Origin of the sequence: Burkholderia sp. 22PA0099 (genome assembly GCF_047497165.1) — a bacterium.
Lineage (GTDB): Bacteria > Pseudomonadota > Gammaproteobacteria > Burkholderiales > Burkholderiaceae > Burkholderia.
Window position 1 is genome coordinate 1,977,757 of the sequence record NZ_CP163165.1, and the last position, 20,477, is coordinate 1,998,233.

17 protein-coding genes and 1 other RNA gene are annotated in these 20,477 nt (G+C 66.4%); 8 read left to right on the forward strand and 10 right to left on the reverse strand.

Annotated features, from left to right (window positions below):
• The first annotated feature begins 212 nt into the window (after nucleotides 1-212).
• A complete protein-coding gene (clpB, locus tag AB4851_RS24440; protein ID WP_414451778.1) occupies nucleotides 213-2,810 on the forward strand; it encodes an ATP-dependent chaperone ClpB in 2,598 nt (865 codons plus the stop codon).
• 96 nt (nucleotides 2,811-2,906) lie between these two features.
• On the opposite strand, the gene AB4851_RS24445 is transcribed toward clpB, so the two are convergent.
• The 10 genes from AB4851_RS24445 to trxA form a co-directional block, all read right to left on the reverse strand.
• Complete coding sequence (locus AB4851_RS24445; protein ID WP_414445451.1) at nucleotides 2,907-3,335, reverse strand: YidB family protein; 429 nt, start codon at nucleotides 3,333-3,335, stop codon at nucleotides 2,907-2,909.
• A gap of 111 nt (nucleotides 3,336-3,446) precedes the next feature.
• Nucleotides 3,447-4,040 carry a ComEA family DNA-binding protein gene (locus AB4851_RS24450; protein WP_414451779.1) on the reverse strand — a complete coding sequence of 198 codons (594 nt, stop codon included), beginning with the start codon at nucleotides 4,038-4,040 and terminating at the stop codon, nucleotides 3,447-3,449.
• A gap of 311 nt (nucleotides 4,041-4,351) precedes the next feature.
• Nucleotides 4,352-5,707: an MATE family efflux transporter gene (locus tag AB4851_RS24455; protein WP_414451780.1), complete on the reverse strand. Its 1,356-nt coding sequence runs from the start codon at nucleotides 5,705-5,707 to the stop codon at nucleotides 4,352-4,354.
• A gap of 2 nt (nucleotides 5,708-5,709) precedes the next feature.
• Nucleotides 5,710-7,473, reverse strand: coding sequence for an ArnT family glycosyltransferase (locus AB4851_RS24460; RefSeq protein ID WP_414451781.1), 1,764 nt, complete (start codon nucleotides 7,471-7,473; stop codon nucleotides 5,710-5,712).
• Nucleotides 7,474-7,674: 201 nt separating this feature from the next.
• Complete coding sequence (locus AB4851_RS24465; protein WP_414451782.1) at nucleotides 7,675-7,935, reverse strand: type B 50S ribosomal protein L31; 261 nt, start codon at nucleotides 7,933-7,935, stop codon at nucleotides 7,675-7,677.
• Nucleotides 7,936-8,131: 196 nt separating this feature from the next.
• Nucleotides 8,132-8,974, reverse strand: coding sequence for a zinc-dependent peptidase (locus tag AB4851_RS24470; RefSeq protein ID WP_414445446.1), 843 nt, complete (start codon nucleotides 8,972-8,974; stop codon nucleotides 8,132-8,134).
• Between the two features lie 38 nt (nucleotides 8,975-9,012).
• On the reverse strand, nucleotides 9,013-10,569 hold the full coding sequence (locus AB4851_RS24475; protein ID WP_414451783.1) for an MFS transporter: 1,557 nt from the start codon (nucleotides 10,567-10,569) through the stop codon (nucleotides 9,013-9,015).
• On the reverse strand, nucleotides 10,566-11,069 hold the full coding sequence (locus tag AB4851_RS24480) for a MerR family transcriptional regulator (protein WP_414451784.1): 504 nt from the start codon (nucleotides 11,067-11,069) through the stop codon (nucleotides 10,566-10,568). Before AB4851_RS24480 ends, AB4851_RS24475 begins: the two co-directional genes overlap by 4 nt.
• 164 nt (nucleotides 11,070-11,233) lie before the next feature.
• Nucleotides 11,234-12,496, reverse strand: coding sequence for a transcription termination factor Rho (gene rho / locus AB4851_RS24485; protein ID WP_015875474.1), 1,263 nt, complete (start codon nucleotides 12,494-12,496; stop codon nucleotides 11,234-11,236).
• Nucleotides 12,497-12,698: 202 nt separating this feature from the next.
• Entirely contained in the window at nucleotides 12,699-13,025 is a 327-nt protein-coding gene (gene trxA, locus AB4851_RS24490) for a thioredoxin TrxA (protein WP_414445443.1), read from the reverse strand.
• Between the two features lie 478 nt (nucleotides 13,026-13,503).
• Between trxA and ffs the strand changes: the two genes are divergently transcribed.
• The 7 genes from ffs (at nucleotide 13,504) to AB4851_RS24525 (ending at nucleotide 20,477) form a co-directional block, all read left to right on the forward strand.
• Nucleotides 13,504-13,602, forward strand: an RNA gene (gene ffs / locus AB4851_RS24495) — signal recognition particle sRNA small type.
• A 207-nt stretch (nucleotides 13,603-13,809) separates the two neighbouring features.
• A complete protein-coding gene (locus tag AB4851_RS24500) occupies nucleotides 13,810-16,452 on the forward strand; it encodes a DNA polymerase III subunit gamma/tau (protein WP_414451785.1) in 2,643 nt (880 codons plus the stop codon).
• A gap of 86 nt (nucleotides 16,453-16,538) precedes the next feature.
• Nucleotides 16,539-16,865: a YbaB/EbfC family nucleoid-associated protein gene (locus AB4851_RS24505; RefSeq protein ID WP_414445441.1), complete on the forward strand. Its 327-nt coding sequence runs from the start codon at nucleotides 16,539-16,541 to the stop codon at nucleotides 16,863-16,865.
• Nucleotides 16,866-16,893: 28 nt separating this feature from the next.
• Entirely contained in the window at nucleotides 16,894-17,490 is a 597-nt protein-coding gene (recR, locus tag AB4851_RS24510) for a recombination mediator RecR (RefSeq protein ID WP_414451786.1), read from the forward strand.
• 13 nt (nucleotides 17,491-17,503) lie between these two features.
• Nucleotides 17,504-18,745: a CaiB/BaiF CoA transferase family protein gene (locus AB4851_RS24515; RefSeq protein ID WP_414451935.1), complete on the forward strand. Its 1,242-nt coding sequence runs from the start codon at nucleotides 17,504-17,506 to the stop codon at nucleotides 18,743-18,745.
• A 74-nt stretch (nucleotides 18,746-18,819) separates the two neighbouring features.
• Nucleotides 18,820-19,581 carry a 5'/3'-nucleotidase SurE gene (gene surE, locus AB4851_RS24520; RefSeq protein ID WP_414451787.1) on the forward strand — a complete coding sequence of 254 codons (762 nt, stop codon included), beginning with the start codon at nucleotides 18,820-18,822 and terminating at the stop codon, nucleotides 19,579-19,581.
• Nucleotides 19,578-20,477: a protein-L-isoaspartate(D-aspartate) O-methyltransferase gene (locus AB4851_RS24525; protein ID WP_414451788.1), complete on the forward strand. Its 900-nt coding sequence runs from the start codon at nucleotides 19,578-19,580 to the stop codon at nucleotides 20,475-20,477. The genes surE and AB4851_RS24525 overlap by 4 nt, the downstream gene beginning before the upstream one ends.

The window sequence follows — 20,477 nt, forward strand, 5'->3', positions numbered from 1 at the left end:
TCGGCGCGCTTTTTGCCCGAACCCGCCTGGCGCCAGCTTGCCGCCTGCCGACGCGCAGCCCTCACTGCAGGCATCGAGCCGGGCGCTCCGCCAATTAATTATCTGCGACATGTCAATCGACTCGCGTCAAGGCACGTCTCTTGCTGTCGAGACGCTTGAAAGGCCGATATCCATCCTCATGTTGGTGCTATTCGAAAATTGGAGGTCTCTTCATGAGAATCGACAAGCTCACCACCAAGTTCCAGGAAGCCCTGGCCGACGCGCAGAGCCTCGCCGCGGGCCGTGACAATCAATACATCGAGCCGGCCCACGTGCTGGCCGCGCTGATCGCGCAGCAGGACGGCTCGGCGCGTTCGCTGATGTCGCGTGCCGGCGTGCACGTGCAGGCGCTGCAAGGCGCGCTGAACGAATCGATCTCGCGCCTGCCGCAAGTCACGGGCACCGGCGGCGAGATCCAGATCGGCCGCGAGCTGGCCGGCCTGCTGAACCAGGCCGACAAGGAAGCGCAGAAGCTCAACGACAGTTTCATCGCCAGCGAAATGTTCCTGCTGGCCGTGGCCGACGACAAGGGCGACGCGGGCAAGCTCGCGCGCCAGCACGGCGTGACGCGCAAGGCCATCGAGGCGGCCATCGCGGCCGTGCGCGGCGGCTCGCAGGTGCATAGCGCCGATGCCGAAAGCCAGCGCGAGGCGCTCAAGAAATACACGGTCGACCTGACCGAGCGCGCCCGCTCGGGCAAGCTCGATCCGGTGATCGGCCGCGACGACGAAATCCGCCGCTCGATCCAGATCCTGCAACGCCGCACCAAGAACAACCCGGTGCTGATCGGCGAGCCGGGCGTGGGTAAGACGGCCATCGTCGAAGGGCTGGCGCAGCGCATCGTCAACGGCGAAGTGCCCGAGACGCTGAAGAACAAGCGCGTGCTGTCGCTCGACATGGCCGCGCTGCTGGCCGGCGCGAAATATCGCGGCGAATTCGAGGAGCGTTTGAAATCGGTGCTCAGCGACGTGGCCAAGGATGAAGGCCGCACCATCGTCTTCATCGACGAGATCCACACCATGGTGGGCGCGGGCAAGGCCGAGGGCGCGATGGACGCCGGCAACATGCTGAAGCCGGCGCTCTCGCGCGGCGAGCTGCATTGCATCGGCGCGACCACGCTCGACGAATACCGCAAGTACATCGAGAAGGACGCCGCGCTCGAACGTCGCTTCCAGAAGGTGATCGTCGACGAACCGAGCGTCGAGGCGACCATCGCGATCCTGCGCGGCCTGCAGGAAAAATACGAGCTGCACCACGGCGTGGACATCACCGATCCGGCGATCGTCGCGGCGGCCGAGTTGTCGCACCGCTACATCACCGATCGTTTCCTGCCGGACAAGGCCATCGATCTGATCGACGAGGCCGCCTCGAAGATCAAGATGGAAATCGATTCGAAGCCCGAATCGATGGACAAGCTCGACCGTCGCCTGATCCAGTTGAAGATCGAGCGCGAGGCCGTCAAGAAGGAGCAGGACGAGGCGTCGCAGAAGCGCTTCCAGCTGATCGAGGAAGAAATCGAGCGGCTCGGCCGCGAATACGCCGACCTCGAGGAAATCTGGATGGCCGAGAAGGCCGCGGTGCAGGGCAGCGCGCATCTGAAGGAAGAGATCGACCGCGTGCGCGCCGATATCGCCAAGCTGCAGCGCGAAGGCAAGCTCGAGAAGGTGGCCGAACTGCAATACGGCAAGCTGCCGCAACTCGAGGCCCAACTGAAGCAGGTCACGCAGGCCGAGGAGCGCGAGCAGCAGAACCCGACCAAGCCGCGCCTGCTGCGCACGCAGGTCGGCTCGGAGGAAATCGCGGAAGTGGTGTCGCGTTCCACCGGCATTCCGGTGTCGCGCATGATGCAGGGCGAGCGCGAGAAGCTGCTTCATATCGAGGAAAAGCTGCATGAGCGCGTGATCGGCCAGGACGAGGCGATCAACGCCGTGTCCGATGCGATCCGCCGCTCGCGCGCCGGGCTGTCCGATCCGAACCGCCCGTATGGGTCGTTCCTGTTCCTCGGGCCGACGGGCGTCGGCAAGACCGAACTGTGCAAGGCGCTGGCCGGCTTCCTGTTCGATTCGGAAGATCACCTGATCCGCATCGACATGAGCGAGTTCATGGAGAAGCACAGCGTCGCGCGGCTGATCGGCGCGCCGCCGGGTTATGTCGGCTACGAGGAAGGTGGCTATCTGACCGAAGCCGTGCGCCGCAAGCCGTACAGCGTGATCCTGCTCGACGAGATCGAGAAGGCGCACCCGGACGTGTTCAACGTGCTGCTGCAGGTGCTCGACGACGGCCGCATGACCGACGGGCAGGGCCGCACCGTGGATTTCAAGAACACGGTGATCGTGATGACCTCGAACCTCGGTTCGCAGGTGATCCAGTCGATGGCCGGCTCGCCGCAGGAGGCGGTCAAGGACGCAGTGTGGGAAGAGGTGAAGCTGCACTTCCGCCCCGAGTTCCTGAACCGGATCGACGACGTGGTGGTGTTCCATGCGCTCGACCGCAGCAACATCCAGTCGATCGCGAAGATCCAGCTCGAACGCCTGCGCGAGCGGCTCGCCAAGCTCGACATGCAGCTCGACGTGTCGGATGCGGCGCTTGACCAGATCGGCAAGGTCGGCTACGACCCGCTGTTCGGCGCGCGTCCGCTCAAGCGCGCGATTCAGCAGGAGATCGAGAATCCGGTCGCCAAGCTGATTCTCGGGGGCCGCTTCGGGCCGAAGGACGTGATTCCGGTCGACGTGCAGGACGGCACGTTCGTGTTCGATCGCGTCGTGCACTGAGCCGGCTGCAACGGCATGAAAAAACCCCGCCTCGGCGGGGTTTTTTGATGGGCGCGGCCGTTGCCGCCCCTGAGCGTGGGCCGGCGGCGGCCGGGCTCAGGCCGTCTTGCCGCCGCCGAACAGGCCTGCCAGTTGCGAGAGCGCGCCGAGCACGTTCGAGCTGTCGACCTGGCCGTCCGCCGGCACTTCGCCGTTCGGCGTGGCGTGGTTGACCACGTGCGGCAGCACCTGCGCGAGCAGGCCCGAAGCGGCCGACGGATCGATGCCGACCTTGTTGGCCAGCGCCGTGACCGTGTCCGAGCCGAGCACGTTCTGCAGCGTGTCGGGCGAGATCGGCTGGTTTTCGCCGTTGCCGACCCACGAGCCGATCACTTCGCCGGCGCCGCCCTGGCGAAACTTTTCGATCAGGCCGTTCAGGCCGCCGGGCTGGTTGTTGATGAATTCGAGCGCGGTTGCGAGCAGCGCGTTCTGGTTGCCGCCGTTCTGGCCGCCGAGCATGCCGCCTACGATATCGAACAGACCCATGATGTCCTCTCAGATGTTGCGTGTTTCCGGTTTCACGAACCGGCGCCGCGGTGATCGGGCGACGCCGGATTGAACTTGCGGCCCGCCGCGTCGTGCGCGGCCGGCCGTCGATCAGGCACCTGACGCGGCCGATGCGCCCTGACTCTTCTTCGCCTTGCGCGATTTCTTGGCCTTCGGCTCCGACGCGCCGGTCGGGGCCGATGCGCCGGTTGCCGCGGCGGCGCTGGCGGCGGCTGCCGCTTTGTCCTTCTTCTTCGAGGCGCGCGTGGCCTTGGCCGGCTTGCCGTTGTCGGCCGGCGTGGTGGCGGCCGGTGCGGGCGACGGGGTGGGAGTGGCGGCCGTCGGGGCCGGCGCCGGTGCGCCGGTGCTGGTGCCGGCCTGCGTCTTGGTGGCGCGCTCCGGTGCGGGCGGGGCCTTCGCGCCGGTCGGCGGCGCGGACGAGCCGCCGATCGTCAACCCGGCTGTTTCCAGGTTCGCGACCGATTTCTGCCCCAAGCCCTTGACGCGGCTTGCCAGATCGTCGGCGCTCTTGAACGGCCCGTTCTTGGCCCGTTCGTCGATGATCGCCTTCGACTTCACCGGGCCGAGGCCCTTGACCGATTCGAGCGTGGCCTGATCGGCCGTGTTGACCTCGACGGCGGCCGCGATCGCGGTGCTCAGTGACAGCGACAACGCGACGAACAGCATCAGCAGCTTCTTCAGCATGACAAGGACTCCCCAGTTGAGCGGTGCAACCGCTGTTGGAACGGACAGACGATGGTGCGATGCAAAACGGCCGGGTGATGCGATCAAGCATAGGACACGCGCGCGCTTTTCGGAGCCGGCGCGCGCAGTGTTGCGCATTGCAGCGGGGGCTGTAAAGGGGGCGGGCGCCGGTCGTCTCGGTTTTGACGAAGTTTGACGTGGGCCGGAGATGGGCGGGAATGCGGTGGGACGGCAGGTTCGGGGAGGCGGCAGGCCGCTGGTGCGGTGTCGCGGAGCGCTCGTCGCGAAGGCTCTTGGCGCGGGCGGCTCCGTCAGCCTTCGCCGCGCAGCCGCTGGCGGCTGATGTGATTCAGATAGGTCAGAAGCGCCGCGCCCGCGATCAGCAGGCTCGCGAAGTTCGCGCTCCAGAAGCCGCGCGCGCCCGTCAGCGGTGCGGGCACCCAGCCGCCGATATCGAAGCCGAGCAGGTAGCCACCGCCCACGCCCACGCCCCACAGCGCCACGGCATAGATCACGGTCGGCACCACGGCCACCTTGTAGGCGCGCAGCACGAAGGCGGTGGTGACCTGGATCGCGTCGACGCAGTGGTAGAACGCCACGATCGTGACCAGCGGCAGCGCGGCGGCCATCACGTCCGGGTTCGGCGTATAGCCGTCGATGATCGCGTGGCGCAGCAGCAGCACCACGCACGCATAGCCGATCGCCGTCATGCCGGCGAACATCACGCCGCGCCGCGCGAGCAGCCGTGCCTCGTCCGGCCGGCCCGCGCCGAGCGCGCGCGCCACCAGCGTGGAGGCGGCGATGCCGATCGACAGCGGCGTCATGTAGAGCACCGCGCCAAGGTTGCCGGCGATCTGATGGCCCGCCAGCACCGTGGTGCCGAAATGCGAGATGAACAGCGCCATGAACGTGTACGAGGTCACTTCGATCAGGTACGACAGCCCCATCGGCAGCCCGAGCTTGAGCAGCGCCTTCTGGCGAGCCCAGGTCGGCGTGCAGAAACGCGCGAAGATGCCGAGCGGTGCGAACACGTCCAGGCGTGCCACCAGCGTGAACGCGATCAGCGCCAGCCCCCAGTTGATCAGCGTGCTGGCCAGCCCGCAGCCGGGGCCGCCGAGCGCCGGCACGCCGAGGCCGCCGAAGATGAACCAGATATTGAGCGGGATCTTCAGCGCGAGCGCGCCGATCTGCAGGATCATCGCGAGCCGCGGCTTGCCGGCCGCATTGGTGAGCGCGTTGTAGATCCGGAACATCAGGCTGGCCGGCAGCCCGAACGCGAGGATGCGCAGGTAATCGACGGTGCGGTCGTGCAGTGCGCTCGGCGTGTGTGCGAGGCGCAGCAACAGTTCGGGGGAATGCAGCAGCAGGAAGCCGGGCACGGCGAGCATCACGGCCAGCCACATCGCCTGGCGCACTTCCTCGCCGATTTCGTGGAAGCGCCGCGCGCCGAACAACTGCCCGGCGATCGGCTGCAGCGCCGACAGGATTCCGGTCAGGCCGATATAGATCGACACGTAGATCGACGAGCCGAGGCCCAGTGCGGCCAGGTCGACGGCCGAATAGCGTCCGACCATCGCGGTGTCGATCACGCCGAACGCGATGATCGCAAGCTGGCCGATCAGCACCGGCCACGCGAGGCCGGCGATCCGGCGGATGTCGGCCAGCATGGTCAATCGCGCGGCACGCGGGTGCCACGCGTGTAGCGGCGGCGGACCGGCGTCTGGGGCCGCTCGATGCGCTCGTAGAGGCGGAAGCGTTCGTCGCGGTCGGCCGCGCGGCGGCCTTCCCAGACCAGGCGCCAGACGTATTGCGATATCGAGCTCGGCTCGCCGTAATCGGCCGGGTCCTGGCGCAGGATCACGTCGCAGTCGTCCGTGAACGAGAAATGCATGTCGCCGAAGTAGGCGAAGGTGGCGATCTGCGCATCACCCAACCGCACCGGCGAAATGCACTCGTAGTCGGCCGGCAGGTGCGCGGCGATCTGCACGGCCACGTCGCGGTAGGTCCGGCTGTAGTTGACGAACGGCAGCCATAGCGTCATCAGCAGCACCCACATCAGCGTGGTACCCGCGCCCGACAGCACCACGCTGCGCCACAGCACCTTCGGCTGACGCGAGATGCGCCAGCGCACCAGCGCGAACCAGCACAGCGTGGCGATCAGCGCACAGGCGAACGCCAGCACGTTGAAGCGCGATTCGTAGCCCGGCACGAGGCGGCCGAGGTTGCGCGCGAGCGGATGCGGGAAGCCCGTCAACGACGCGAGCCAGACCAGCCACACGAAGCTGCCGAGGATCGTGAAACTGAGCACCGCGAACCAGTCGAACGCGTTGATCGCGCCGCGCTTGAGCGTGGGCAGCGCGAACGTGGCCAGCACCGCGAGCGGCGGCAGCAGCAGCATGTAGACGCGGTTGGTTTCCTGGCTTTGCAGGATCACGAGCGCCACCAGCGGCACCGCCACGGCGACCGGAATTGCGATGTGCGGGCGGCGGCGCCAGCCCTTCCAGCTGACCCAGGCCCAGATCGCGAGCGGCCAGGCCGGCCAGGTGAAGAGCGGCAGGTTCTTGGCGGCGTACTTGAGCACCGTGGTGGGCGGCCCCGAGAAGCGCATCAGGCTGCCGTGCAGCCATTGGTCGAAGAACCATGACGCGTCGTCCGGGTAGAACGACAGCGCGGCGAGCGGCCACAGCGCGAACAGCACGGCGGCAATCGGCAGCCCGACCAGCGCGAGATGGCGATGGCGCACCTCGGGCGTGATGGCGATCAGCACCACGGTGCCGACCAGCAGCGCGACGGTCAGCACCGGGTTGCCGGACAGCAGCAGCAGGCCCACCGCCACGCCCCACCACGCGGCGCCATGCAGCGGCTTGTCGGTCAGGCGCACGAGCCCGTACACGAACATCGCGATCCAGGCGAACTGGGCGAGCTGCGGGGTGGTTTCGTGGCCGCGCTCGGCCAGCCCGAAGCAGGCGAGCAGCACGAGCAGCGCGCCGTCGGCCAGCGTGCGGCCGTAGTCGCGCGGCTCGGGCTCGCCGCCGAACGCATATTTGAACGGCTGGACCTCGGCGCGGCGGCCGAGCAGGTAGGCGGTGTACCAGACGAACGCGCTGGCGACGCAGAACAGGATGCCGGTGGCGATCCGCGAGGCGTTGCTCGCCGAGATCCACGGGCCGAACGTCTGGATGCCGAGTGCGCCGAGCCAGTAGCCGAGCGGGCCGTCCGACGTGACGAACTTGCCGACCAGGTTCGGCAGCAGCCAGTCGTGCGCCGAGCCGCCCGCCATCGTCCACATCACGCCGAAGCCGGCTGCATCCTCGTTCTTCCACGGGTCGCGCGCGAACAGGCCGAATCCCGCGTAGACGATGCAGAGCGTGAGCAGCAGCCAGCGCGGCAGCGCGCGCGTGGCAGAGGCGGTGAGACGAACGACGGGCTTCATGCAGTGAATGACTTGTTATGAGTGGGCGCCGGGCGGCGTCGCGAGGTGTCGCCGTTTTCGGGCATCCGGCATTGTAGACGTTGCGGGCAGCCGGTGCCTCAACGCGCACGGCCGCCGCAGACGAAAAAGGGCAGCCTGGGGCTGCCCTTTTCGTGGCGTGCCGAGCCGGCAAACTGCCGGCCCGTGTCGCGCGCGACTGGCTTACGAAGCCTTGCCGCTGGCGCGGACGCCGAACTTGTTGCGGAACTTCTCGACACGGCCTGCCGTGTCCATGATCTTTTGCTGGCCGGTGTAGAACGAGTGCGATTCCGACGACACTTCGATCTTGGCGAGCGGGTAGGTCTTGCCGTCGAGTTCGATGGTTTCGCGCGTCTGGATGGTCGAGCGCGTCACGAACTTGAAGCCGTTCGACATGTCTTGGAAGACCACATCGCGGTAATTCGGGTGAATGCCAGGTTTCATGATGTTTCCTGTAATGGAGCGGTAGCCAACCCGCCGCGCCGTCCTGTGAACCGGAACCGATGCCTGACGAGCCACTTGCCTAGGGTCGAAAAACGGCGATTATGCCAGAAAATCAGGCGGTTGGCGATTATTTGCAACGTCTGTCGCGGCGGCGCGAAGCCGTGCCGGGCGGGCCTGCGGCGGCCGTTTCCGGCCTTCAAACGGCCGGCAGGCCATCGAGTGCGCCGGTGCCGGCCGGGTCCTGCCGGTAATAGTGCGCGAGCAGCCGGTACAGCTCGGGAAATTCGGCCTCGAAGGCGGTCGGACGCACGAACAGCGCCTCGCTGCAGACGGCGAAGAACTCCGACGGATGATCGGCCGCATAGGGATCGATCAGCGAATTGCGCTCGAAGCGCGCCCAGGCGCGCTCGGGCACGGCGTCGACGCGATCGCAGAAGCGGTCGTACGCGTGATCGAACACGTTCTCCCAGCGCGCCGCATCCAGATGCGGCGCATGCAGGCGGCGAAAGAGGGGCGGATGGCCGTCGGTTTCGCCGCCGAGCATGTCGATCTTGTGAGCAAACTCGTGGATCACGACGTTATAGGCGTCGCTGCCGTCCGACATCTGCACGTCTTCCCACGACAGGATTACCGGGCCGCCTTGCCAGGCTTCGCCGCTTGCGTCGTGTTCGACTTCGTGCACCACGCCGTCCTCGTCCTCCACCGTCTTGCGGATCACGAACTCGCCCGGATACACCACCACGCCGACCCAGCCGCGATACAGGTCGAGGCCCAGGTTGAGCACCGGCAGGCAGGCCTGCACGGCGATGCCGACCGTCATCGCATCGGTCAATTCGAGCCCGTGCGCCGTGGAGAACGATTTCTCGGCGAGAAAGCCGCTCGTCATGTCGCGCAGCCGCGCGCGATCCGCGTCCGACAGCGTCGACAGGAAGGGCAGGCGGGCGAGCGTGTCCGCCCACAGCGTGTCGGGAATCGGAAAGCTGCGCAGCGCGCGGTCGCGGCGGCGCGTGTCGAGCCACCGGGAAAGTCGGGAGAGCATCGGGTGCCAAGGGCGTGACGAAACACGCGCACGTTAGCTCAATCGATGGCTTTTTGCCAGGCGGCGATCACGCCGCCGCACAACGCTACCCCGGCCACGAACAGGAAGCCGTCGAGCGAGGTCAGGAACGCGGCCTGGCGCGCGATGGTCTGGCCGATGGTGGCCAGCGCGAGCGCATGCGCCTCGTTGGCCGCGTAGCCCGCGCCGGCGAAGCCGTGCGTCAGCGTATCGAGCGTTTGCACGAACATCGGATTGAACGGGTTGGCCTGCTCGAACAGGCGCTCGCGGTGCAGTGCGTCGCGATGCTGTTCGACGATGATCACCGAGGCCGTGGCGAACGACAGCGTCAGTTGCTTGAAGATGTTCTTCAGGCGATAGCTGTGCGTGTAGTCGTCGATCGAGAACACGCGGAACGTCAGGTTCGCCACCGGCAGCACGATGAACAGCAGCAACAGGCCGCGGATCAGCAGCGGCACGATCAGTTGCGCCTCGCCGACGGCCGGCGTCATGCGCGACATCGCGAACGCGGTGCCGGCCGCCAGCGCGAAGCCCGGCACGATCACCCATTTCTTGTGCGACACGTATTTCGCGTAACGCAGGTAGACGAACAGCGCGCTGGCCGCGATCAGCGAGGTGATGCCGGTCAGGCGCCCGGCGTTCTCGACCGGGTAGCCGAGCCCGGCCTCGAGAAAACGTGAGGTCAGATAGCTGAACGACGTGGTGATGTAGTAATAGAACACATACAGCAGCAGGCCGATCTGGAACGTGCGCTGGCGAAATGCCGACATCCGCACCAGCGGCGACGGATGGTTCCATTGCTGGCGCGCGAACCAGGCCAGCGAGACGAAGCCGGCCGCCGTCAGCAGGATCAGGAACGGCGACGACAAAAACAGTTGATAGCGCACTTGCTGCATGACGATCTGCAATGCGGCCTGCGCAAACGCGAAGATCACGTAAGGCCAGATATGCGTGTTGGTGCGCTCCTCGGGCGGCGCGTAACCGGAATCGGGCAGCGCGCCGAACGCGAGGGCGCCGAACCCCAGCGCCAGCGGCACCGTGCAGGCGAACAGCGCGCGCCACGTGAAATGCGCAACCAGTTCGCCGCCGACGATCGGCGCGAGCGAGGTGCCGAGCAGCAGCAGGATCAGGAACGCGCGCGTGGCCCGTGGCCGCTGCTGCGGCGTGTAGCTGATCTGGATCAGGATGCGGCAGGCACCCATGATCGGGCCGATGAAATAGCCTTGCAGGCCGCGCGCGAAGGCGAGTTGAAGCGAGGTATCGGCCAGCGTCGCGGCCACCGCGCCGGCCGCGTAGAACAGCATGCAGCCGCTGACGTAGCGGCGATGGCCGACGCGGTCGATCCACCATTGCTGCTGCAGGATGCCGAGCACCGCCGCCATCGCATAGCTGCTCGACGACCACACCAGCTCGTCGGGCGACGCGTTGATGCCGCCCGCGATATAGCTCGCGAAAAACGAAAAGATTGCGTTGTCGAAGTAATCGAGGCCTGTGACAAGCGCGATGACCCATGGAAACAGGTCGCCGCGCAAGGTGGCGAGGCTCCAGAACGCGGGGCGCGCGCCGGTGCCATTCATGGGCGCGCCTTGCGGGGGCGGCCGAGTTTCGCGGCGGCTTGGCGCTTGACGATCAGGTCGTCGGGATCGTCGCCGGCGAGGCGGCGTTCGACGTAGTCGAGGTCGTGCCGCAGTTCGGCGCGAACGGCCTCGACTTCGCGCAGCTCGCGGCGGGCCGCCGTGATGCGCTCGTCGAGTTGCGCGATCTGCCCGGCGAGGTCGGCGTGGATGTCGCGCAGCGAATGGTCCGAGTAGCGGCGGCGCCCGTTGTCGCCGGCCGGCTCCAGCGGGCGCTTGAGCATTTCCGTGATGCCGTGCAGCGAGAAGCCGATCGCGCGTAACCGCAGGATGCGTGCGAAGCGGTCGAGATCGGCTTCGTCGTAAAGCCGGTAACGGCCTTCGCTGCGGCTCGGGGTGACCAGCCCGCGTTCTTCGTAATACTTAAGCGTGCGCGGCGTGACGCCAAGACGCTCGGCGGCGTCGCGCACGGTCAACAGCGTGGAATCGGCGGGGCGGGGCATACGTGCGAGTCGAAGTGATGGAATCGCACGGATTGTAGATCAACCTGTACGTTCACGTATAGGTTGGGGCGGGCAATGGATTACTGCCCGAATCGGGGGAATCGTTTGAAACAGGCGTAAAAAAACCGCCTCGAAAGGCGGTTTTTCTTGCCGGCGCGTGCTGGTCAGCCGCCGCGGCGCATCAGATCGAAGAACTCGGAATTGCTCTTGGTCTGACGGATCTTGTCGAGCAGGAATTCCATCGCTTCGACTTCGTCCATGTCGTGGATGAACTTGCGCAGCACCCAGATCTTCTGAAGGATGTCGGCCTTGATCAGCATTTCCTCGCGGCGCGTGCCCGACTTGTTCAGGTTGATCGACGGGTAGACGCGCTTTTCCGCGAGACGGCGTTCGAGGTGCACTTCCATGTTGCCGGTGCCCTTGAACTCTTCGTAGATCACGTCGTCCATGCGGCTGCCGGTTTCGATCAGCGCCGTGCCGATGATGGTCAGTGAGCCGCCTTCCTCGATGTTGCGGGCCGCGCCGAAGAAGCGCTTCGGGCGTTGCAGCGCGTTGGCGTCGACACCGCCCGTCAGCACCTTGCCCGAAGCCGGGATCACGGTGTTGTAGGCGCGGGCGAGACGCGTGATCGAGTCGAGCAGAATCACCACGTCGTGCTTCATTTCGACGAGGCGCTTGGCCTTCTCGATCACCATTTCGGCGACCTGCACGTGACGCGTGGCCGGTTCGTCGAACGTCGAGGCGATCACTTCGCCCGCCACCGAACGCTGCATTTCCGTCACTTCTTCCGGGCGCTCGTCGATCAGCAGCACGAACAGGATCACATCCGGGTGGTTCTGCTTGATCGCGTGCGCGATGTGCTGGAGCATGACCGTCTTGCCCGACTTCGGCGAGGCGACCAGCAGGCCGCGCTGGCCCTTGCCGATCGGCGCAATCATGTCGATGATGCGGCCCGTGACGTTTTCCTCGCCGCGCATTTCGCGCTCGAGCGACAGCGGCTTGTTCGGGTGCAGCGGCGTGAGGTTCTCGAACATGATCTTATGTTTCGAGGCCTCGGGCGGCTGCCCGTTGACCTTGTCGACCTTGACCAGTGCGAAATAGCGCTCGCCATCTTTCGGCGTACGCACTTCCCCTTCGATCGTGTCGCCGGTGTGCAGATTGAAGCGGCGGATCTGCGACGGGCTGATATAGATGTCGTCCGTGCTCGCGAGATACGACATTTCGGGCGAGCGCAGGAAGCCGAAGCCGTCCGGCAGGACTTCGAGCGTGCCGTCACCGAAGATCGTCTCGCCCGTCTTGGCGCGCTTTTTGAGAATGGCGAACATCAACTCCTGCTTGCGCAGGCGGTTCGCGTTTTCGATCTCCAGGCCATTGGCCATTTCGATCAATTCGGAGACGTGCAGAGACTTGAGCTCGGATAAATGCATACGGAGAACCCGCCAGGGAGGAGAAGATGCAGAGAAAGAATATAGGGAGGGGGGCGAGCGGAAACGCTCTGAGACTTTTGCGTCGGATGGCGACGTCGATTCAAATTCTACCACACGCCGATTCGGGCTTGCCTTGCCGTTCGGCGCTTACACAAAGCGCCTGTTGCCGGTTGGCAACAGGCGCTTTGGAGAATACGGCTTTTTACAGGTGGCTGTCGAGGAATGCCGTCAGTTGCGACTTGGACAGCGCGCCAACCTTTTGAGCGGCGAGCACGCCATTCTTGAACAGGATCAGCGTCGGGATGCCTCGCACGCCGAACTTGGCGGGCGTTGCGGTGTTGTCGTCGACGTTGATCTTCGCGACATTCAGCTTGTCGCCATATTCCTTCGAGACATCGTCGAGAATCGGGGCAATCATCTTGCACGGGCCGCACCATTCGGCCCAGAAATCGAGCAGGACGGGCTTGTCGGATTTGATGACGTCTTGTTCGAACGACGCGTCGCTGATGTGTTTGATCAATTCGCTCATTGGGTCGATACCTCATTTGTTTCGGGGGGCTGCCTGCGGGCGCCGGTCGGGTGCGCCGGCCGCCGGTTCAGGCAGCTCCGCCCCGCGAAAATGGTGGCGTGAAGCGCTGCAAACCGTGGGCTCGCGGGTCACTCGGGCGTCATATTAGCCTAAATTGCTATCTGCCGTTGGCGGCGATAGTATCCGCTTCGCGAGTAGGGCTGTAGGGCACTACGGGCGACGTAACCGATGTGGGTATGGCGCGGCGGAATGCAAGGGCAGTGGGGCGGTGGGAATCTTTCCGGATGAAATAAGAACGGGCAGCACATTTAAACGATGCCGCCTTTGGGTCGAGGGCGTTCATCGATTGCGATATTCCGGAGAAGGGTGCTTATATATTGCGCACAGGAGCGCCAATTCGATGTCCCGCCTCGCCCGAAGTGCGATGTTGCCGATAAATCGGTCGCGTTCGAATCGAACCGGTGCTAGAATACGCCGTGACGGGCCTCCTCGCATGGTGGGCCGGTGAACCTGGTCAGGTCGGGAACGAAGCAGCCACAACCGTTTTCCGCCAGTGCCGAGGGTCAGGCTCGTCACCCCTCCCTCTAGTTGTTCTGCTGTATCCCTCTGTCGCATTCGCGGCGCCTCGATATTTGCTGTTTCCCCCCTTGTTGATCGCTGAGCAGCGTCATGCGGTTCGGCACGATTGCGTCGTGTGCCGCCGCCGATCCTTGTGCGCGCAAATCTCGCCGGCATCGGTGGCTTGGCTGTCGGCGGCGCGATATGTTGCTGATACAATTTCGTGATGACCTATCAAGTTCTCGCCCGCAAGTGGCGTCCGAAGGATTTCGCTTCGCTCGTCGGCCAGGAGCACGTCGTCAGGGCGCTTACGCACGCGCTCGATGGCGGGCGTTTGCATCACGCCTACCTGTTTACGGGCACTCGCGGCGTCGGCAAGACGACGTTGTCCCGGATCTTCGCCAAGGCGCTCAATTGCGAGACCGGCGTGACCTCGCAGCCTTGCGGCGTCTGCCGTGCCTGCCGCGAAATCGACGAAGGGCGTTTCGTCGATTACGTCGAAATGGACGCGGCCAGCAACCGCGGTGTCGATGAAATGGCCGCGCTGCTGGAGCGCGCCGTGTACGCGCCCGTCGATGCGCGCTTCAAGGTCTACATGATCGACGAAGTGCACATGCTGACGAACCACGCGTTCAACGCGATGCTCAAGACGCTCGAGGAACCGCCGTCGCACGTCAAGTTCATCCTCGCCACCACCGATCCCCAGAAGATTCCCGTGACCGTGTTGTCGCGCTGCCTGCAGTTCAATCTGAAGCAGATGCCGGCGGGGCATATCGTCACGCACCTGGAGCGGATCCTCGGCGAGGAGCACGTGGCGTTCGAGCAGCAGGCGCTGCGGCTGCTCGCGCGCGCGGCGCAGGGCAGCATGCGTGACGCGCTGTCGCTGACCGATCAGGCGATCGCCTATTCGGCCAACGAGGTGACCGAAGCCGCCGTGTCCGGCATGCTCGGCGCGCTCGACCAGACCTACATGGTGCGTTTGCTCGACGCCATTGCCGCGGCCGATGGCCCGGAAATCCTCACGATCGCCGATGAAATGGCGCTGCGCAGCCTGTCGTTCTCGACGGCGCTGCAGGATCTGGCCGGCCTGTTGCATCGGATCGCCTGGGCGCAGTTCGCGCCGGCTTCGGTGCTCGATGAATGGCCCGAAGCGTCGGATCTGCGCCGCTTCGCCGAGTTGCTCGGCCCCGAGCAGGTTCAGCTCTATTACCAGATCGCGACGGTGGGTCGTGGCGAAATGGGGCTTGCGCCCGACGAATACGCGGGCTTCACGATGACGCTGTTGCGCATGCTGGCTTTCGCGCCGTCCGGTCCGGGCGGTGGCGGGGCCGTGCCGGGCGCGGCACCCGCCGCAAAGGTGGGCGCGAGCCGCGCGGCAGCGCCGGCGGTGACCGCTGCGGCTGGCGCCGCGCCGGCCGCCCGCGCGATGCCGGCCCTCGCGCCGAAGCCCGCGGTGGTTCCGGTTGCGGTGCCGAAGCCGGTGGAGCCGCCGGCCGCGTTGCCGGTTGCTGCTGCGCATGGTGCCGCGGTGGTTGATCCTGCAGTGGCCGAGTCGGCCAAGCCCGTTGCGGTGGTTGAGCCCGCCGCGACCGAGTTGGCCAAGCCTGCTGCGGTGGTTGATCCTGCAGTGGCCGAGCCGACCAAGCCTGCGGCGGTGATTGATCCTGCAGTGGCCGAGCCAGCCAAGCCTGCGGCGGTGGCTGTCGACCCGGTCGCCACCGAAGCCGCTGCGACGTCGAAGCCGGAACTCGCACCGTGGTTGGATGAAGCCGATGTCGCTGCCGAGCCGGTTGTCGTAGCCGCTCCAGCCGCAGTGCCGGCTGCCGCTCCCGAAATTGAGGCTCCCGCCGCGATAGCCGATGGGCTGCCCGCCGAGATTGCATCGCCTCAAGCCGATTCCGCGCCTGCCGCCGCAGAACGGGCGGTTGTGCCGAGCGCACCGTCGCCGGAACCGGCCGCCGAGCCGCAACCGGCACGCACACCAACCGTCACTCCCGAGCCGATCGCCGCCATCGCCAGCGAACCGGCCGCGCGTCCCGCGCCCGCTCGCGCCGGTGGCGCCGCCGCCGCGCTCGACGTGCTGCGCAGCCGCGGCATGCGCGTGTCGTCCGATCGCGACCGCGCGGCCACGGCGGCACCGAAAGCCGCGGCCGCCGCGCCGAAGCCCGCCGCGCCGCGCGTCAACGTACCGACGCCGCGCCCGCGTGCCGAACAACCGGTTCACGCCAACTCGGCCGATCCGTCCGCGCCGCCGTCGTGGGACGACATGCCGCCCGACGATTACATGCCGATGTCGATGTCGGCCGACGAGCACTACGGGCCGCCGCCCGACGACGGCTATTTCCCCGTATTCGACAGCGGTCCCGATGACGTGCGCGTGGCACCGCCGCAGCCGGCCCCGGCGCCGGTCGATGCCCGCCCGCTGCCGCCCGCGATCTCGCTCGACGCGGTCGGCTACGACGGTGAATGGCCGCAACTGGCCGCCAGCTTGCCGCTCAAGGGCGTTGCCTACCAACTTGCCTTCAATAGCGAATTGACGGCGGTCGACGGCGGCGTGCTGAAGTTGTCGGTGCCAGTCCCGCAATACGCCGATGCTGCGCAGGTCGCGAAGCTCAAGACCGCATTGGCCGAAGCGCTCGGCAAGGCGGTCGACGTCGCGGTCGACGTCGGTCCGGCGCGCCGCACGGCCGCAGCGCTCGACGCCCGCGAGCGCGCGGCGCGTCAGCGCGACGCCGAGCAGGACATCGGCGCCGATCCGTTCGTCCAGCAACTGATCCGCGATTTCGGCGCGCGGATCGTCGAGGGTTCGGTCCGCCCGGTGGCGGCCGACCACGCCGGTTCGGCCGGCGGCGCGCCGACGCTGCATTGAGCGCGGCCCCCAACCGTCCCATTCCCTAATCCCGGAACCGGCGCTAAGATCGCGCCGGTCTCACACGAATACCAAGGAGCACGTCCATGATGAAAGGCCAACTCGCCGGGCTGATGAAGCAAGCCCAGCAAATGCAGGACAACATGAAGAAGATGCAGGAGCAGCTCGCCCTCATCGAAGTCGAAGGTCAGTCTGGCGCCGGGCTCGTCAAGGTCACGATGACCTGCAAGAACGAAGTGCGCCGCGTGACGATCGACCCGAGCCTGCTCGCGGACGACAAGGACATGCTCGAAGACCTGGTGGCCGCGGCGTTCAACGATGCCGTGCGCAAGGCCGAAGCCACGTCGCAGGAAAAGATGAGCGGCATGACATCGGGCCTGCCGCTGCCGCCGGGCTTCAAGCTGCCGTTCTAAGGCAGTTCCTTTCGCATATCGGTATCGCATGAAACAGCCGTCCGCCCTGTCCGCCCTCGTCGAAGCACTGCGCGTGCTGCCCGGCGTCGGGCCGAAATCCGCACAACGGATGGCCTACCACCTGATGCAGCACGATCGGGATGGCGCCGAGCGGCTCGGGCGATCGCTGCTGTTCGCGACCGAGCACCTGCAGCACTGCGAGAAGTGCAACACCTTCACCGAGGCGCGCATCTGCGAAGTCTGCAGTGATACCGAGCGCGATCCGAGCCTGCTGTGCGTCGTCGAGACGCCGGCCGACCAGATCATGCTCGAGCAGACACTGACCTACCGCGGCCTCTATTTCGTGCTGATGGGGCGGCTGAGCCCGCTCGACGGCATCGGCCCCAAGGAAATCCACTTCGACCGGCTCGTGAAGCGCGCGTCGGACGGCGTCGTCAAGGAGGTCGTGCTCGCGACCAACTTCACGAACGAGGGCGAGGCCACCGCCCATTACCTGGGGCAAACCTTGAAAGCGCGCGGCCTGTCCGTCACGCGGCTCGCGCGCGGCGTGCCGGTGGGCGGCGAACTCGAATATGTCGATGCGGGCACCATCGCCCGCGCGATGCTCGACCGCCGCACCCTGTAACGCGGCACCGGCCATTCGGCCGTACGCCGTTCCGGAGAATCCACACAGATCGAGCGCAACGCCAGGCCCGCTCGCGGGCGTCAAGGTGCTTGAATTCGGCACGCTGATCGCGGGGCCGTTCGCGGCCCGCCTGTTCGCCGAGTTCGGCGCGGAAGTGATCAAGATCGAGGATCCGAACGGCGGCGATCCGCTGCGCAAATGGCGCAAGCTCTACCCGGAAGCGGGCGGTACGTCGCTCTGGTGGGCGGTGCAGGCGCGCAACAAGAAATCGGTCACGCTCAATCTCAAGACGGACGAAGGCCGGCGGATCGCGCAGCAGCTCGCGGCCGAGGCCGATATCGTCGTCGAGAATTTCCGCCCGGGGCTGCTCGAAAAGCTCGGCCTCGGCTACGACGTGCTGTCGGCGAACAACCCGGGCCTCGTGATGGTGCGGCTGTCCGGTTATGGGCAGACCGGCCCGTATCGCGACCGTCCCGGCTTCGGTGCGATCGCCGAATCGATGGGCGGCCTGCGCCATATCACCGGCTATCCCGAGCTGCCGCCGCCGCGCATCGGCATTTCGATCGGCGATTCGATCGCCGCGCTGCACGGCGTGATCGGCGCGATGATGGCGCTGCATCACCGCAACATGAACGGCGGCAAGGGGCAGGTGGTAGACGTCGCGCTCTACGAAGCCGTGTTCAACATGATGGAAAGCGTGGTGCCCGAGTACGGCGTCTACGGCATGGTGCGCGAGCGCACCGGCGCGTCGCTGCCGGGCATCGTGCCGTCGAATACCTATGCCTGCGCCGACGGCAGCATCGTGATCGGCGGCAACAGCGATCCGATCTTCAAGCGCCTGATGAAGGCGATCGAGCGCGCCGATCTGGCCGACGATCCGGCGCTCGCGCACAACGATGGCCGGGTGCCGCGCACGCAGGAGATCGACGATGCGATCGCCGCCTGGCTCGCGCCGCGCACCATCGACGCCGCGCTCGAGGTGCTCAATGCGGCCGACGTGCCGGCCGGGCGCATTTACAGCGCAGCCGACATGTTCGTCGATCCGCAGTTCGTCGCGCGCCAGATGATCCAGCGTTTCCGTTTGCCGGACGGACAGGAGATTGCGCTGCCGTCGATCACGCCGAAGCTGTCGGACACGCCGGGCGACACGCGCTGGCTCGGGCCGGCGCTCGGCGAGCACACCGACGCGGTGCTCGCCGAACTCGGCTACGACGCTCCGGCGATCGCGGCGCTGCGCGAAAAACGTGTGATCTAGCGCCGCGCAGCGATGCGCCGGCAGGTGGCCGGACTGTCGTTCGCACGCCATGTTTCCTCGGTTACAATCGCCGGATGCGAATCCTACTCAGCAACGACGACGGTTATCTGGCGCCCGGCCTGGCCGCGCTCTACGAAGCGCTGCGTCCGTTCGCCGATGTGACCGTGATGGCGCCCGAGCAGAATTGCAGCGGGGCGTCGAACTCCCTGACGCTGTCGCGGCCGCTGTCGCTGCATCGCTCGGCCACCACCGGATTTCATTACGTGAACGGCACGCCGACCGACTCGGTCCACCTCGCGCTGACGGGGATGTTCGAGGGTCGGCCCGACCTCGTCGTGTCGGGCATCAACAACGGGCAGAACATGGGCGACGACACGCTCTATTCGGGCACCGTCGCCGCCGCCACCGAAGGCATCATGTTCGGCATCCCGGCCATCGCGTTCTCGCTGGTCGACAAGGATTGGGTTGAACTGGAATCGGCCGCGCGCGTGGCCGCCGACATCGTCCGGCATTTCATCGAAACGCCGATGCCGGGCCAGCCTTTTCTGAACGTCAATATCCCGAATTTACCGTACGAGCAGCTCAAGAGCTGGCAGGTCACGCGGCTCGGCAAGCGTCACCCGTCGCAACCGGTGATCCGCCAGAACAACCCGCGCGGCGAGGCGATCTACTGGATCGGCGCCACGGGTGCCGCGCTCGACGCGAGCGAGGGCACCGATTTCCACGCGACGGCGAACGGCCATGTGTCGATTACGCCGTTGCAGCTCGACCTTACCGATACGCAGAAACTGGCTGCGACGCGCGATTGGGCGCACTCGCGGAGCGACGTCGCATGAGCGGCGAGCGCGCCAAGCGGTTTCCGCTTGCGCTCGAGGATCTGAAGCGGGCGCCGCGCAAGGCGGCCGCCCGCACGAACGAGCGATCCCATCCGGCCTCGCCCGCACGGCCGACGCTCGGCGCGTCGGTGGCCGGGTCGCCGGCGCGGCCGGCCGGCCTGGCGCGCGCGGCGCTGCAGGGCAACACTGCCTCGGCAGCGGTTGCGAAGGGCGCCGCTCATGCGGGAAAACTCGCCGTGACCGGTGCGCTGGCGCTGACCTCGGAACGGGTTCGCGAGCGCATGGTCGAACGACTGCGCGCGAACGGCATCACCGATACGCGCGTGCTGGCCGCGATGGCCGCCGTGCCGCGCCATCTGTTCGTCGATCCCGGCCTGGCCGCGCAGGCATACGAAGATGCGGCATTGCCGATCGGCCATCAGCAAACGATTTCGAAGCCGTCCGTGGTCTCGCGCATGATCGAACTGGCGCTCGCGGGCCGTTCGCCCGAGCGCGTGCTCGAGATCGGCACCGGCTGCGGTTATCAGGCTGCGGTATTGAGTCATCTCGCGCGCGACGTCTATTCGATCGAGCGCGTGAAACCCTTGTTCGAACGCGCGAAACGCAATCTCCGGCCATTGCGCGTGCCGAACATCCGGCTGCATTACGGCGACGGCCGCCTCGGCTTGCCCGCGGCCGCGCCGTTCGATGCGATCGTGATCGCGGCGGCCGGCTTGGATATACCGCAAGCGCTGCTCGAGCAACTGACCGTGGGCGGCCGGCTGGTCGCGCCGGTCGGCGCGCAGAGCGGCGATTCGCAAGTGCTGACGCTCGTCGAACGCGTCGGGCCGACGCAATGGCGAGAGTCGCGACTTGATCGCGTTTTCTTTGTCCCTTTAAAATCCGGAGTGATTTGA

Excerpts from the sequence above, each read along its gene's own strand:
- clpB (WP_414451778.1), top strand. The coding sequence starts at position 213 with ATGAGAATCGACAAGCTCACCACCAAGTTCCAGGAAGCCCTGGCCGAC.
- AB4851_RS24445 (WP_414445451.1), bottom strand. The coding sequence starts at position 3,335 with ATGGGTCTGTTCGATATCGTAGGCGGCATGCTCGGCGGCCAGAACGGC.
- AB4851_RS24450 (WP_414451779.1), bottom strand. The coding sequence starts at position 4,040 with ATGCTGAAGAAGCTGCTGATGCTGTTCGTCGCGTTGTCGCTGTCACTG.
- AB4851_RS24455 (WP_414451780.1), bottom strand. The coding sequence starts at position 5,707 with ATGCTGGCCGACATCCGCCGGATCGCCGGCCTCGCGTGGCCGGTGCTG.
- AB4851_RS24460 (WP_414451781.1), bottom strand. The coding sequence starts at position 7,473 with ATGAAGCCCGTCGTTCGTCTCACCGCCTCTGCCACGCGCGCGCTGCCG.
- AB4851_RS24465 (WP_414451782.1), bottom strand. The coding sequence starts at position 7,935 with ATGAAACCTGGCATTCACCCGAATTACCGCGATGTGGTCTTCCAAGAC.
- AB4851_RS24470 (WP_414445446.1), bottom strand. The coding sequence starts at position 8,974 with ATGCTCTCCCGACTTTCCCGGTGGCTCGACACGCGCCGCCGCGACCGC.
- AB4851_RS24475 (WP_414451783.1), bottom strand. The coding sequence starts at position 10,569 with ATGAATGGCACCGGCGCGCGCCCCGCGTTCTGGAGCCTCGCCACCTTG.
- AB4851_RS24480 (WP_414451784.1), bottom strand. The coding sequence starts at position 11,069 with ATGCCCCGCCCCGCCGATTCCACGCTGTTGACCGTGCGCGACGCCGCC.
- rho (WP_015875474.1), bottom strand. The coding sequence starts at position 12,496 with ATGCATTTATCCGAGCTCAAGTCTCTGCACGTCTCCGAATTGATCGAA.
- trxA (WP_414445443.1), bottom strand. The coding sequence starts at position 13,025 with ATGAGCGAATTGATCAAACACATCAGCGACGCGTCGTTCGAACAAGAC.
- AB4851_RS24500 (WP_414451785.1), top strand. The coding sequence starts at position 13,810 with ATGACCTATCAAGTTCTCGCCCGCAAGTGGCGTCCGAAGGATTTCGCT.
- AB4851_RS24505 (WP_414445441.1), top strand. The coding sequence starts at position 16,539 with ATGATGAAAGGCCAACTCGCCGGGCTGATGAAGCAAGCCCAGCAAATG.
- recR (WP_414451786.1), top strand. The coding sequence starts at position 16,894 with ATGAAACAGCCGTCCGCCCTGTCCGCCCTCGTCGAAGCACTGCGCGTG.
- surE (WP_414451787.1), top strand. The coding sequence starts at position 18,820 with ATGCGAATCCTACTCAGCAACGACGACGGTTATCTGGCGCCCGGCCTG.
- AB4851_RS24525 (WP_414451788.1), top strand. The coding sequence starts at position 19,578 with ATGAGCGGCGAGCGCGCCAAGCGGTTTCCGCTTGCGCTCGAGGATCTG.